14 protein-coding genes are annotated in these 12,715 nt (G+C 70.0%); 12 read left to right on the forward strand and 2 right to left on the reverse strand.

Features of this window, described 5'->3' with window-relative positions; translation table 11 throughout:
• Window positions 1–16 precede the first annotated feature (16 nt).
• Complete coding sequence (gene ftsH / locus ACIBKX_RS29350) at window positions 17–1,957, forward strand: ATP-dependent zinc metalloprotease FtsH (RefSeq protein WP_363273566.1); 1,941 nt, start codon at window positions 17–19, stop codon at window positions 1,955–1,957.
• 76 nt (window positions 1,958–2,033) lie between these two features.
• Here the strand turns inward: ftsH and ACIBKX_RS29355 are convergent, their stop codons facing one another.
• On the reverse strand, window positions 2,034–2,651 hold the full coding sequence (locus ACIBKX_RS29355; protein ID WP_363273565.1) for a maleylpyruvate isomerase family mycothiol-dependent enzyme: 618 nt from the start codon (window positions 2,649–2,651) through the stop codon (window positions 2,034–2,036).
• Window positions 2,652–2,736: 85 nt separating this feature from the next.
• On the opposite strand from ACIBKX_RS29355, the gene ACIBKX_RS29360 reads away from it, so the two are divergent.
• A complete protein-coding gene (locus ACIBKX_RS29360; RefSeq protein WP_363273564.1) occupies window positions 2,737–3,651 on the forward strand; it encodes a LysR substrate-binding domain-containing protein in 915 nt (304 codons plus the stop codon).
• A gap of 34 nt (window positions 3,652–3,685) precedes the next feature.
• Here ACIBKX_RS29360 and ACIBKX_RS29365 read toward each other — a convergent pair whose 3' ends face one another.
• On the reverse strand, window positions 3,686–4,546 hold the full coding sequence (locus ACIBKX_RS29365) for an SAM-dependent methyltransferase (protein ID WP_363273563.1): 861 nt from the start codon (window positions 4,544–4,546) through the stop codon (window positions 3,686–3,688).
• 218 nt (window positions 4,547–4,764) lie between these two features.
• Here ACIBKX_RS29365 and proS point away from each other — a divergent pair, with 218 nt between their 5' ends.
• The 10 genes from proS (at window position 4,765) to lepB (ACIBKX_RS29415) (ending at window position 12,640) form a co-directional block, all read left to right on the forward strand.
• The gene (gene proS / locus ACIBKX_RS29370; protein WP_363273562.1) at window positions 4,765–6,180 is read left to right on the forward strand and encodes a proline--tRNA ligase; all 1,416 of its coding nucleotides are present in this window, start codon (window positions 4,765–4,767) and stop codon (window positions 6,178–6,180) included.
• Window positions 6,181–6,419: 239 nt separating this feature from the next.
• Entirely contained in the window at window positions 6,420–7,016 is a 597-nt protein-coding gene (locus ACIBKX_RS29375) for a hypothetical protein (protein ID WP_363273561.1), read from the forward strand.
• A gap of 199 nt (window positions 7,017–7,215) precedes the next feature.
• The gene (gene rpsP, locus ACIBKX_RS29380) at window positions 7,216–7,653 is read left to right on the forward strand and encodes a 30S ribosomal protein S16 (protein WP_363273560.1); all 438 of its coding nucleotides are present in this window, start codon (window positions 7,216–7,218) and stop codon (window positions 7,651–7,653) included.
• 2 nt (window positions 7,654–7,655) lie between these two features.
• Window positions 7,656–7,895, forward strand: coding sequence for an RNA-binding protein (locus tag ACIBKX_RS29385; RefSeq protein ID WP_030361979.1), 240 nt, complete (start codon window positions 7,656–7,658; stop codon window positions 7,893–7,895).
• 113 nt (window positions 7,896–8,008) lie between these two features.
• On the forward strand, window positions 8,009–8,596 hold the full coding sequence (rimM, locus tag ACIBKX_RS29390; RefSeq protein WP_363273559.1) for a ribosome maturation factor RimM: 588 nt from the start codon (window positions 8,009–8,011) through the stop codon (window positions 8,594–8,596).
• Window positions 8,596–9,417, forward strand: coding sequence for a tRNA (guanosine(37)-N1)-methyltransferase TrmD (gene trmD, locus ACIBKX_RS29395; RefSeq protein WP_363273558.1), 822 nt, complete (start codon window positions 8,596–8,598; stop codon window positions 9,415–9,417). The genes rimM and trmD overlap by 1 nt, the downstream gene beginning before the upstream one ends.
• Before the next feature lie 170 nt (window positions 9,418–9,587).
• Window positions 9,588–9,938: a 50S ribosomal protein L19 gene (gene rplS / locus ACIBKX_RS29400; protein WP_363273557.1), complete on the forward strand. Its 351-nt coding sequence runs from the start codon at window positions 9,588–9,590 to the stop codon at window positions 9,936–9,938.
• Between the two features lie 45 nt (window positions 9,939–9,983).
• On the forward strand, window positions 9,984–10,703 hold the full coding sequence (lepB, locus tag ACIBKX_RS29405) for a signal peptidase I (protein ID WP_363273556.1): 720 nt from the start codon (window positions 9,984–9,986) through the stop codon (window positions 10,701–10,703).
• On the forward strand, window positions 10,696–11,814 hold the full coding sequence (gene lepB, locus ACIBKX_RS29410) for a signal peptidase I (protein WP_363273555.1): 1,119 nt from the start codon (window positions 10,696–10,698) through the stop codon (window positions 11,812–11,814). The genes lepB (ACIBKX_RS29405) and lepB (ACIBKX_RS29410) overlap by 8 nt, the downstream gene beginning before the upstream one ends.
• Entirely contained in the window at window positions 11,744–12,640 is an 897-nt protein-coding gene (gene lepB, locus ACIBKX_RS29415; RefSeq protein WP_399376407.1) for a signal peptidase I, read from the forward strand. The genes lepB (ACIBKX_RS29410) and lepB (ACIBKX_RS29415) overlap by 71 nt, the downstream gene beginning before the upstream one ends.
• Window positions 12,641–12,715 lie beyond the last annotated feature (75 nt).

The raw sequence follows: 12,715 nt of genomic DNA on the forward strand, positions 1-12,715 counted from the left end.
GTCGTAACGTCCGGATATGAGCAACCCTGTGCCGCCGCGCCGGGCGACCGACAAGCCCTGGCGCTCCGAGGGCGCGCCGCCGCCCGAGCCCAAGCCGCCGACGAAGAAGAAGATGCCGGGCGGATGGGGCGGGCTCATCCTCACCGCGCTCATCGTCTATCTCATCGCCAACCTCGTCCTCTCCTTCTTCAACGAGGGCGACGAGCCGACGATCTCGTACACGGAGTTCAGCAAGCAGGTCGACTCCGGGAACGTCTCGAAGATCTACGCCAAGGGCGACGCGATCCAGGGGCAGCTCAAGAAGGAGCAGGAGAAGCCGGGCGACGAGAAGGGGAAGTACACCAAGTTCACCACCCAGCGGCCCGCCTTCGCCGACGACAAGCTCTGGGACGACCTGACCGAACACGACGTCACGGTCACCGCCGAGCCCGTCGTCCAAGAGCGCAGCTTCCTCTCCAACCTGCTCATCTCGCTCGCCCCGATGCTGCTCCTCGTCTTCCTGTGGATCTTCATCGCCCGGCGGATGAGTTCGGGGATGGGCGGCGCGGGCGGCGGCATGCTGGGCCGCAAGGCGCCGCCGAAGCCGGTCGAACTCGAACCGGGGGAGAAGCGCACCACCTTCGAGGACGTGGCGGGCATCGACGAGGTCGAGGGCGAGCTCAGCGATGTCGTCGACTTCCTGAAGAACCCCGAGGCCTATCGCACGATGGGCGCCAAGATGCCGCGCGGCGTGCTGCTCGCCGGACTGCCCGGCACCGGAAAGACGCTGCTCGCGCGGGCCGTGGCGGGCGAGGCTGGAGTGCCCTTCTTCTCGGCGTCCGCCTCGGAGTTCATCGAGATGATCGTGGGCGTCGGCGCCTCGCGCGTACGCGAACTCTTCGCCGAGGCGCGCAAGGTCGCGCCGTCCATCATCTTCATCGACGAGATCGACACCATCGGCCGGGCCCGCGGCGGCGGCAGCGGCATGGGCGGACACGACGAGCGCGAGCAGACGCTGAACCAGATCCTCACCGAGATGGATGGTTTCTCGGGCTCGGAGGGCGTCATCGTGCTCGCGGCCACCAACCGGGCCGACATCCTCGACCCGGCCCTGACCCGGCCGGGGCGCTTCGACCGCGTCGTCACCGTCAGCCCGCCCGACCGCGGCGGACGCGAGGCCATCCTCAAGATCCATACGCGCGAGATCCCGATGGCGGACGACACCGACCTCGCCCAAGTCGCCCGTACGACACCGGGAATGACCGGCGCGGAACTCGCCAACCTGGCCAACGAGGCCGCCCTGCTCGCGGTCAAGCGCAAGCAGAAGAAGGTCACCCAGGCCGACCTCTCCGAGGCCCTGGAGAAGGTGCAGCTCGGCGCCGAACGGCCGCTGGTGATGCCCGACGAGGAGCGGCGGCGCACGGCGTACCACGAGAGCGGTCACGCCCTGCTCGGCATGCTGCAGCCCGGTGCCGACCCGGTCCGGAAGATCACCATCGTGCCCCGGGGGCGCGCCCTCGGCGTCACCCTGTCGACGCCGGACGCTGACAAGTACGCGTACACGGAGGAGTATCTGCGCGGCCGCATCATCGGCGCCCTGGGCGGCATGGCGGCCGAACAGGTCGTCTTCGGGGTCATCACGACGGGCGCCGAGAGCGACCTCGAACAGGTCACCAACATCGCCCGCGGCATGGTCGGCCGCTGGGGCATGAGCGAACGCGTGGGCCGCCTCTCCGCCCTGCCGAACGACGGCCAGCAGCCCTACGGCCTCGCGGCGGCCCCGGAGACCCTCGACGTGATCGACGGCGAGATGCGGCGGATCGTGGACGAGTGCTACGAGAGCGCGTGCCGCCAACTGCGCGAGCACCGCGACCAACTGGACGCACTGGCCGAGGCACTCCTGGCGAACGAGACCCTGGAGGAGACCGCCGCCTACCGGATCGCGGGGATCACGCGGCTCACCAAGGACGTCGACTAGGCGATGTGGTGACGCAGCGACTTGGCGGCCAGACGGCCAGACGGCCAGACGGCCAGACGGCTAGACGGCTAGACGGCTAGGCCGCGATGAAGCGGGATTCGAGCTGCCCCCGCAGGTGCCCCGGGGGCAGCTTCCTGCCGTAGAGGACCAGCAGGACGTCCTGCGCCGCGCCGGTCAGCGGCGGTCCGCTGCCGTAGCTCCAGTCGAGGTCGTCGGCGCGCAGCTCGACGCCGCCGACGTCCGCCCCGAAGAACTTGGTGCTCTTGGGCGTCACCTTCTTAAGAAGGATGCGTACGCGGTCCAGGGGAACCCTGCGGCCGAGCCCCAGGGCGACCGAGATGTCGAGGCCGTGGACCACGTCGTGCCCCAGGGCGCCCTCGATCCCGGCCATGGGCGGCTGCCAGGGATGGCCCGCGTTGTCCCGCAGGAACGCGGCGAGCCGGTCCGTGGAGAACGCGGCGGCGTCCGCGCGGGCGCCGCGGTCGGTCATCCGGTGCAGACTGCCGCGCGCCTTGACGAGCTCGGCGACGGTCCTCGGCAGCGAGTAGCGGAAGCCCAGCGACATATGGGCCGCCACCTCGCGGACCCGCCAGCCCGCGCACAGCGACGGCGCGTCCCACTGCTCCGGAGACAGCGCGTCGAGCAGGTCGGCGAGTTCCTGACGTTCGGCGGCGATCGAGGCTTTGATGTCCACCTCTCCAGGGTTCAGGCCGTCTCGCCATAAGTCCAAGAGCTGGATCTTCTCGTGGCCAGCACGCCTGCTTCTAGCATCTTGGGTCATGGAACTCCGTCAGCTCCAGTACTTCGTAGCCGTCGTCGAAGAGGCCAACTTCACCCGCGCCGCCGCCCGGCTGCACCTGGCCCAGCCCGGAGTGAGCGCCCAGATACGGCAGTTGGAGCGCGAACTCGGACAGCGTCTCCTGGACCGCTCGGGGCGCTCGGTGACACCTACGGAGGTCGGCGCGGCCGTGCTGCCTTACGCGCGGGCCGCGCTCGCCGCCGCCGAGGGGATGCGGCACACCGCGGACGCGTTCACCGGGCTGCTGCGCGGCCAGGTCACGGTCGGGCTCGTGGCCGGGGCCGCTTCCCACGAGTTCGACGTCGTCTCCGTGCTCGCCGACTTCCACGACGACCACCCGGACGTCGAGATCGCCCTCACTGAGGACGCGTCGGACCGGATGCTCGCCGCGCTGCGCCGCGGGGAACTGGACATCGCCCTGCTCGGCCTGACGGACAAGGAGCCGCCGCCGGGCGTCTCGCTCCAGTTCGTGATCGACGAGGCCCTGGTCGCCGTCGTGCCCGAGGGCGACCCGCTGGTCGCCGCTGCCGGCCGTACGACGGTTCCGCTGGCAGAGCTGCACGACCGGCCGCTGATCAGCCTCCCGCGCGGCAGCGGCGTACGCGGGGTGCTCGACCGCGCCTGCGCACAGGCCGGCATCCGGCCCCGTATCGCCTTCGAGGCGGCGGCTCCGCAGACGCTCGTCCAGCTCGTCGCCCGCGGTCTCGGCGTGGCCGTCCTTCCGGCGATCGAGCCCCGTACGGCGGCCGCCTACGGGCTGCGGACGCTGGAGATCACGGAGCCGCGCGCCCGTGGCCGGATCGCGCTCACGTGGCGCACGGACGGTCCGGCGAGCCCGGCGGCCAAGGTTCTGCTCGAGCGCCTTCAGGAGTCGCTGCGCCCGGTCGAGGGCTAGCGCCGAGGGCCGGCACCGAGGGCCGGCGGATCGGCTACCGCGTACGCGCGATCAAGTAGCGGAACACATTGGGCATCCACACCGTGCCGTCCCCGCGCTGGTGCGGATGGAGGGCCTCCGTCAGTTCCTTCTCGACCTGTGCCAGGTCCGTCGCGCTCACCGCCGCGTCGAACAGGCCGGTCGAGAGCAGCCCGCGGACGGCGCTCTCCGTGTCCGCGTACCCGAAGGGGCATGCCACCCGGCCCGACCCGTCCGGCTTGAGGCCGGCCCGCTGGGCGACCTCTTCCAGGTCGTCCCGGAGTGCGGGGCGCCAACTTCCCGTACTACGGAGAGGGTCGGCGAGCTTTGTCGCCACCTTCAGTACAGAAGAGGTCGTGCAGCGCTCCGGTGGACCCCAGCCGGCGAGCACCACGGGGGTGCCGCGGGCGGCGAGCGGCGTGGCGGACTCGAGCAGGGCGGAGAGCCCCTCGGAGTCACCCGCCGTGCAGCCGATCGGCTGGAACGCGGTCACCAGGTTGTACGCGGGCAGGTCCGGCTCCGACACGTCTGCGGGGCCGCCCTCGACGAGGCGTGTGTCGCCGCGCGGGCGGGTGCCCCAGTCCGACTCCGGCAGCAGCCGTTCGCGTGCCAGGGCGAGCCGTTCGGGCGCCGACGAGTCGACGCCGGTGACCGACGCGCCGCGTGCGGCCGCCATCAGGAGGGCGAGCCCGGAGCCGCAGCCGAGTCCGAGCAGCCGCGTCCTGTCGTCCACTTCGAGTCGTTCGTACACCGCTTCATAGAGCGGGACCAGCATCCGTTCCTGGATCTCCGCCCAGTCACGCGCGCGTGCGCACCGGTCCACGCGGGCGGTCGCACCCGCGCGGGGAGGGCGCGGCTGCGCGAGCGTAGGTGTCATCGAAAGCGCCCCAATCCGCCGAGAGTTACTGGAGTGTCGTATTCCAACGGTTCGTCCGCCCCCGTGCAGTGCGCTCGTACTCCCCCCGTATGCCAGAGAACTCCGCATCCGTCGTGGCGTCCAGGGGTTGTGTGGCAATGCTTGCGTGCCACTGTCGTGCGCCCCCTGGAGCGGTAAATTCCGCGTCCCGCAGGGGGCTCCGCCGTACCATGCGCGCCATGGCCAAAGCACCCGTTCTCACGCCCCGCGCGGAAGACTTCCCGCGCTGGTACCAGGATCTGATCAACAAGGCCGAACTGGCCGACAACGGTCCGGTGCGCGGCACCATGGTGATCCGACCGTACGGATACAGCCTGTGGGAACGCATGCAGCAGGACATGGACGCCCGCATCAAGGAGACGGGTACCCAGAACGCGTACTTCCCGCTCCTCATCCCCCAGTCGTATCTGACCCGCGAGGCCGAGCACGTCGAGGGCTTCGCCCCCGAACTGGCCGTCGTCACGCACGGCGGCGGCAAGGAGCTGGAGGAGCCGGTCGTCGTCCGCCCCACTTCGGAGACGATCGTCAACGAGTACTTCTCCAAGTGGGTGCAGAGCTACCGCGATCTGCCGCTGCTGATCAACCAGTGGGCGAACGTGGTCCGCTGGGAGCTGCGGCCCCGGCTCTTCCTGCGGACCTCGGAGTTCCTCTGGCAGGAGGGCCACACGGCCCACGCGACGTACGAGGACGCACGCGACTTCGCCGCCCGCATCCACGAGCACGTCTACGGAGACTTCATGCGGGAGGTCCTGGCGATGGACTTCGTCCTGGGGCGCAAGACCGCCCAGGAGCGCTTCGCGGGCGCCATCAACACCCTCACCCTCGAAGGCATGATGGGCGACGGCAAGGCCCTCCAGCTCGGCACCAGCCACGAACTCGGCCAGAACTTCGCCAAGGCCTTCCAGACCCAGTACCTGTCCAAGGAGGGCAAGCAGGAACTCGTCTGGCAGACCTCCTGGGGCAGCACGACACGGATGGTCGGCGCCCTGGTGATGATGCACGGCGACGACAACGGCCTGCGGGTGCCGCCCCGCCTCGCGCCCGTCCAGGTCGTCGTCCTCGCCATCAAGGGCGACGAGGAGGTGCTCGCCAAGGTCCGCGAGATCGGCGGCCGGCTCAAGGCGGCCGGGGTGCGCGTCCAGGTCGACGACCACACGGACACCCCCTTCGGGCGTCGCGCCGTCGACTGGGAGCTCAAGGGCGTGCCGGTACGCGTCGAGGTCGGACCGCGCGACCTGGAGAACGGCACGGCGATGGTGGCCCGCCGCATCGCGGGCGGCAAACAGCCCGTGCCGATCGACTCCCTGGCCGCGCTGCTCCCCACCGTCCTCGAAGAGGACCAGGCGCTGCTGCTCGCGCAGGCCCGTGAGCGCAGGGAGTCCCGCACCTCGGACGTCACCACCGTCGAGGAGGCCGTGGAGGCCACCGCAGCAGGCGGCTGGGCCCGCATCCCGTGGGCCGACCTCGGCCCCGAGGGCGAGGCCCGCCTCGCCGAGCACTCCGTCTCCGTACGGTGTCTGGTCACGGAGGCGGGGGCGGTGCCGGACGCCGATGAGACCCCCGGTAACGTCGCTGTCGTGGCCCGCGCCTACTGAGCGCACGCGTTCGGCTCGTACGCCCCATGAGGCGACAAGAGATCCGGCGTGCGGACCTGCTCTACGCGCCGGGGCGTACGCGCTACTACGTACCAGCTTGGTGTGAGCTGTGAGGCTTCTCCGCAGATCAGCGCACCCGCCCTCGTCCGGACGCATCAACGGCAACTGACGGGTACGTGCAAATTATTTGGGATGCCCCGGAATGGAACCCCTGGGCATCCCGGCTCGTTGTTCACGACGTGAGCACGACACCACCTGTTCTCGCCGCAGAGCTGGCACAGGCGTGGGCCGATATTCAGCGGCACCACCCCGAGCTGCCCGACCTTGCCGCGCCCGAATCCCTGATCGGAGAATCGTCGTCCGCCTGCGGCGCCGAGCTCTCCTTCGAGCGACTGCTCCATGAGGCAGTCCATGGCATCGCCGCGTCACGCGGCGTACGCGACACTTCACGCGCGGGCCGCTACCACAACCGCAGATTCCTCGCGATCGCCGAGGAGCTGGGCCTCGACCACCCCGAGGAGCCGCACCCGAGCAGCGGCTTCTCGCTGGTCACGCTCAACCCAGAGGCCCGCAAGCGCTACCGCCCGACGATCGAGCGGCTGCAGCGTGCCCTGAAGGCGCACACCGCGGCGACCGCGGCCGACACCGCACGGAGCTTCCGGGGCCCGGCCGCCCGGCACGGCTCCTCCGGAGGCGGCGTCCGCGTCAAGGCGGTCTGCGACTGCGGGCGCAACGTCCGCGTGGTCCCTTCGGTGCTCGCCCAGGCGCCCATCGTCTGCGGTGGCTGCGGAAAGCCCTTCCGCATCCCGGAAGTGGTCGGCGCCGCCGCCCGGTGACACGTTTGAGCTGGAGCGGGGCGGCCGGACCCGGTTCGGGCGCCCCCGAGGTCTGTGGCACAATGGCTAGCTGTACTCGACAGCCGCATAGGAACCCTCTCGCCTCCGGCTGACGCGTCCATCGGGCACCCCGAGTACCGCAACCCCACGTGGCATCTCGTTGTGCCCAACCACGTCAAGACCAGGAGACACCACTCCAGTGGCAGTCAAGATCAAGCTGAAGCGTCTGGGCAAGATCCGTTCGCCTCACTACCGCATCGTCGTCGCCGACTCCCGTACCCGCCGTGACGGCCGGGCCATCGAGGAGATCGGCCTGTACCACCCGGTGCAGAACCCCTCGCGCATCGAGGTCGACTCGGAGCGCGCGCAGTACTGGCTCTCCGTCGGCGCCCAGCCGACCGAGCCGGTCATGGCGATCCTGAAGCTCACCGGTGACTGGCAGAAGCACAAGGGCCTGCCGGCCCCGGCGCCGCTGCTCGTCGCGGAGCCCAAGGACAAGCGCGCCGCGTTCGAGGCCTTCACCAAGGGCCTCGAGGGCGACGACGCCAAGGGTGAGGCCATCACCCAGAAGGCCAAGAAGGCTGACAAGAAGGCGGACGAGGCCAAGGCTGAGTCCACCGAGTCGACCGAGGCCTGAGCATGCTCGAGGAGGCTCTCGAGCACCTCGTGAAGGGCATCGTCGACAACCCCGACGACGTGCAGGTGGCTTCGCGCAACCTGCGCCGTGGGCGCGTCCTGGAGGTCCGGGTGCATCCCGACGACCTCGGCAAGGTGATCGGCCGTAACGGCCGCACCGCGCGGGCTCTGCGGACCGTCGTGGGCGCCATCGGCGGCCGCGGTGTCCGCGTCGACCTCGTCGACGTGGACCAGGTTCACTGAACCGCACGCAGCACCGGCACGGGCCGGGGAGGGCTTCTTGGCCCTCCCCGGCCCGTAGTCGTTTGTAGCCGCCGACGGAGGAACGCCGTGGGCACACGACAGGAGAGAGAGCAGTGCAGCTGGTAGTCGCGCGGATCGGCCGCGCCCACGGCATCAAGGGTGAGGTCACCGTCGAGGTGCGCACGGACGAGCCGGAGCTGCGGCTCGGCCCCGGCGCCGTCCTCGCCACCGACCCCGCCTCCACGGGGCCGCTGACCATCGAGACCGGCCGGGTGCACAGCGGCCGGCTCCTGCTGCGCTTCGAGGGCGTACGCGACCGCACGGCCGCCGAGGCGCTGCGCAACACGATCCTGATCGCCGAGGTCGACCCGGAAGAGCTCCCCGAGGAAGAGGACGAGTTCTACGACCACCAGCTGATGGACCTCGACGTCGTCACCAAGGACGGGCTCGAGGTCGGCCGGATCACCGAGATCTCGCACCTGCCCTCGCAGGACCTCTTCATCGTCGAGCGCCCCGACGGCAGCGAGGTGATGATCCCCTTCGTGGAGGAGATCGTCACCGAGATCGACCTGGAGGAGCAGCGGGCGATCATCGACCCGCCGCCGGGCCTGATCGACGACCGCGCGGCCCGCGACGAAGTCGCTGATGGACACAGCGTCTCCACGCGTGACGCCGAGTCCGCCCCGGAGGACGACGCCTGATGCGGCTCGACGTCGTCACGATCTTCCCCGAGTACCTGGAACCCCTGAACGTCTCCCTCGTCGGCAAGGCACGCGCGCGTGGACAACTCGACGTCAACGTGCACGACCTCAGGCAGTGGACGTACGACCGGCACAACACGGTCGACGACACCCCCTACGGCGGCGGCCCCGGCATGGTCATGAAGACCGAGCCGTGGGGCGACTGCCTCGACGACGCACTCGCCGCGGGGTACGAGGCGGGCGCCCACGGCCCCGTCCTCGTCGTCCCCACGCCCAGCGGGCGCCCCTTCACCCAGGAACTCGCCGTCGAGCTCTCCGAGCGGCCCTGGCTGGTCTTCACGCCCGCGCGCTACGAGGGCATCGACCGCCGTGTCATCGACGAGTACGCGACGCGGATGCCCGTCTACGAGGTGTCGATCGGCGACTACGTCCTCGCGGGCGGCGAGGCGGCCGTCCTGGTCGTCACCGAGGCCGTGGCCCGGCTGCTGCCCGGCGTCCTCGGCAACGCCGAGTCCCACCGCGACGACTCCTTCGCCCCCGGCGCGATGGCCAACCTCCTCGAAGGGCCCGTCTACACGAAGCCCCCCGAGTGGCGCGGCCAGGGCATCCCGGACGTGCTGCTCAGCGGCCACCACGGCAAGATCGCCCGCTGGCGGCGGGACGAGGCGCTCCGCCGCACCACCCGCAACAGGCCCGATCTGATCGAGCGCTGCGACCCCGCTGCCTTCGACAAGAAGGACCGCGAGATGCTCAGCATCCTGGGCTGGCGGCCCGGCCCCGACGGCCGATTTGGGAGACACCCCGAGGCCGTGGAAGAATAGGCCGCTGCTGTACGTCCAGCGTGCGCCCCTGCCACAGGGGGATCGACCGAAGCTTGCTCCTCGTCTACACGGGGATGGTCCAGACGCCCGCCCGACGCGATCAGCTATCGAATCCTTCATCACGAACTCCCGCTGATGACCTGTGGCATCAGCGAAGAAAGCAGACGATCATGGCTAACCTGCTCGACGCCGTCGACAGCGCGTCGCTGCGCAGCGACATCCCGGCCTTCCGCCCGGGTGACACCGTCAACGTCCACGTCCGCGTCATCGAGGGCAACCGCTCCCGTGTGCAGCAGTTCAAGGGCGTAGTCATCCGCCGCCAGGGTGCCGGCGTGCGCGAGACCTTCACGGTCCGCAAGGTCTCCTTCTCCGTAGGCGTCGAGCGCACCTTCCCGGTGCACACCCCGATCGTCGAGAAGATCGAGCTCGTCACCCGCGGTGACGTGCGTCGCGCGAAGCTGTACTACCTCCGTGACCTGCGCGGCAAGGCCGCGAAGATCAAGGAGAAGCGCGACAGCTGAGCTGACGCACGGGCTCACATCGGGGCCGGATAGCATCTGGCCCCGATGGACACCGAAGCACAGCACACGGAGCGCGACCGCTCCTCCCGACCCGCAGATTCCCCGGACGCCGAGCGCGTCGGGGGTTCGGACGGGACGGAGGACCGGTCGCGCTCCGCTTTTATGTCGTTCGTGGAGTGGATCCCGGGCGGCAGAGTCACCCTCACCCTGCTGATGTGCATGGTGTTCCTGCTCGTCCTCAGCACCTTCGTGGTGCAGCCCTTCCAGATCCCCAGCAGGTCCATGGAGCCCGCGTTCCGGGTCGGGGACCGGGTACTCGTCAACAAGTTGGCGTACCGTTTCGGTTCCGAGCCGCAGCGAGGTGACGCGGTCGTCTTCGACGGCAGCGGCTACTTCGGAGATGCCGACTACATCAAGCGGGTCGCAGGAGTGGCGGGAGACCGGGTGGTCTGCTGCGACAAGCGGGGGAGGATCAAGGTGAACGGCGAGCCCGTCGACGAGCCGTATCTGTACCCGGGGGACGCCCCTTCGAAGGTGCGCTTCGACGTCGTCGTACCCGAAGGCAGTCTCTTCCTCCTCGGGGACCACCGCAGCGACTCCCGTGACTCCCGCGACCATCTGGGGCAGCCCGGCGGCGGCATGATCCCCGTCGACTCCGTCATCGGCCGAGCGGACTGGATCGCCTGGCCCCTCGGACACTGGGCCTCCCTGGAGCGTCCCGACAGCTACGCGCGCGTGCCGGCACCAGGCGGCGCGCATGGGTAACCGCGGACGGACACGCGCAAGCCACCGGGCCGACACCCGGCTGCCCACCGGATCCCGGCCGACCAGCGGTCCCGTACTGCCCGGAAGGGCCGAGCGGCGCAAGCTCGCCAAGAAGGTCAAGCGGCGCCGGCAGCGCTCGGCGATCAAGGAGATACCTCTCCTCATAGGCGTCGCGCTCCTCATAGCCCTGGTCCTGAAGACCTTCCTGGTGCAGGCCTTCGTGATCCCCTCGGGCTCGATGGAGCAGACGATCAAGATCGGCGACCGGGTGCTCGTCGACAAGCTCACCCCGTGGTTCGGCGCCAAGCCGGAGCGCGGCGACGTCGTCGTCTTCGAGGACCCCGGCAACTGGCTGGAGGACGAGAAGGGGAAGACGAAGGACGACCCCGTGGGCGTCAAGCAGATCAAGGAGGGCCTGACCTTCATCGGTCTGCTGCCCTCCGACAACGAACGGGACCTCATCAAGCGCGTGGTCGGCGTCGGCGGCGACACCGTGAAGTGCTGCGACAAGGACGGCAAGGTCACCGTCAACGGAGTGCCGCTCACCGAGCCGTACATCCACCCGGACGACAAGGACGAGCCGTCCTCCTTCGAGTTCACGGTGAAGGTCCCCGAAGGGCGCCTCTTCGTGATGGGGGACCACCGCTCCGACTCGGCCGACTCCCGTTTCCACCGCACCGAGAAGTTCAGCGGCACCGTCTCCGAGGAGAGCGTGGTGGGGCGCGCGCTCGTCATCGCCTGGCCCTTCGACCACTGGCGCAAGCTGGAGGAGCCGGACACGTATGCCTCCGTACCCGACGCGCCATCCGGGTCGGACGTGGCCCTGGGCCCGTCGCATAGGGTGGTTCCCGGCGATCGATACGGATTGACCGGACTCCCGACCCCTGCGGAACTCCCGCTCGTTATGGGAGTGGTGGGCCTGCATCGCATATGGGGCAGGCGGCGGCACGGACTGAGGAGTGGATGTGGGGGACGTGGCGGTCGGCGCACGGTCCGGACACGATGGGCCCGAGGAACAGCCGGGGCGGTCGGAAGAGCCGGTGATCGATTCCGCGGCGGACGGAGTGAAGCCCGACAGCGAGCCCGCGGACGGTGGTCCCGGCAGCGGTGACCAGCCGGGGAAGCGCGCCAAGGGGCCGAAGAAGCCCCGGTCCTTCTGGAAGGAACTCCCGCTCCTCATCGGCATCGCGCTGATCCTGGCGCTGGTGATCAAGACCTTCCTGGTGCAGGCGTTCTCGATTCCCTCGGACTCGATGCAGAACACCCTGCAGCAGGGCGACCGGGTCCTGGTCGACAAGCTGACGCCGTGGTTCGGCTCGGAGCCCGAGCGCGGCGAGGTCGTCGTCTTCAGGGACCCCGGCCACTGGCTGGACGGTGAGCCGACGCCGGACCCGAACGCGATCCAGCGGGTCCTCGGCTGGGTCGGCCTGATGCCGTCCGCCGACGAGAAGGACCTGATCAAGCGGGTCATCGCGGTCGGCGGCGACACCGTTGAGTGCAAGGGCACCGGTCCGGTGAAGGTCAACGGCAAGGCGCTGAACGAGCCGTACGTCTTCGAGGGCAACACCCCGTGCAGCGTCGACGACCAGGGCGGCCAGTTCAAGGTGACCGTGCCCGCGGGCAAAATCTGGGTCATGGGTGACCACCGGCAGAACTCGCTGGACTCCCGCTACCACCAGAACCAGCCGGGCGGCGGCGCGGTCCCCGTGGACAACGTGGTGGGCCGCGCGATCGTGATCGCCTGGCCGCCCACCCGCTGGGCGACGCTGCCCAAGCCGGACACCTTCGACCAGCCGGGCATCAGCGCCGCGCTGAGCGCCGCTCCGGCGGCCCTCGGGCTCGCGGGCGCCGTGCCGGTCGTGCTGTGGCGCAGGCGCCGCCTCGCGGTGGCCGCCGACGGGAGCGCGAGGGTTTCTGGCGGAGGTACCGCCGGGTAGGGTGCCGTCCCAGATCGCCGATCTTCCGATGCCCCTGGTGCAGGGGGCGCGGGGTCGTCTCCGAACATGGGGGAG

Source organism: Streptomyces sp. NPDC050658 (assembly GCF_044457025.1).
In the GTDB taxonomy this organism is placed as follows: Bacteria; Actinomycetota; Actinomycetes; order Streptomycetales; family Streptomycetaceae; genus Streptomyces.

Excerpts from the sequence above, each read along its gene's own strand:
- rplS (WP_363273557.1), top strand. The coding sequence starts at position 9,588 with ATGGCTAACCTGCTCGACGCCGTCGACAGCGCGTCGCTGCGCAGCGAC.
- proS (WP_363273562.1), top strand. The coding sequence starts at position 4,765 with ATGGCCAAAGCACCCGTTCTCACGCCCCGCGCGGAAGACTTCCCGCGC.
- lepB (WP_363273556.1), top strand. The coding sequence starts at position 9,984 with ATGGACACCGAAGCACAGCACACGGAGCGCGACCGCTCCTCCCGACCC.
- lepB (WP_363273555.1), top strand. The coding sequence starts at position 10,696 with ATGGGTAACCGCGGACGGACACGCGCAAGCCACCGGGCCGACACCCGG.
- ACIBKX_RS29385 (WP_030361979.1), top strand. The coding sequence starts at position 7,656 with ATGCTCGAGGAGGCTCTCGAGCACCTCGTGAAGGGCATCGTCGACAAC.
- trmD (WP_363273558.1), top strand. The coding sequence starts at position 8,596 with ATGCGGCTCGACGTCGTCACGATCTTCCCCGAGTACCTGGAACCCCTG.
- ACIBKX_RS29360 (WP_363273564.1), top strand. The coding sequence starts at position 2,737 with ATGGAACTCCGTCAGCTCCAGTACTTCGTAGCCGTCGTCGAAGAGGCC.
- ACIBKX_RS29365 (WP_363273563.1), bottom strand. The coding sequence starts at position 4,546 with ATGACACCTACGCTCGCGCAGCCGCGCCCTCCCCGCGCGGGTGCGACC.
- ftsH (WP_363273566.1), top strand. The coding sequence starts at position 17 with ATGAGCAACCCTGTGCCGCCGCGCCGGGCGACCGACAAGCCCTGGCGC.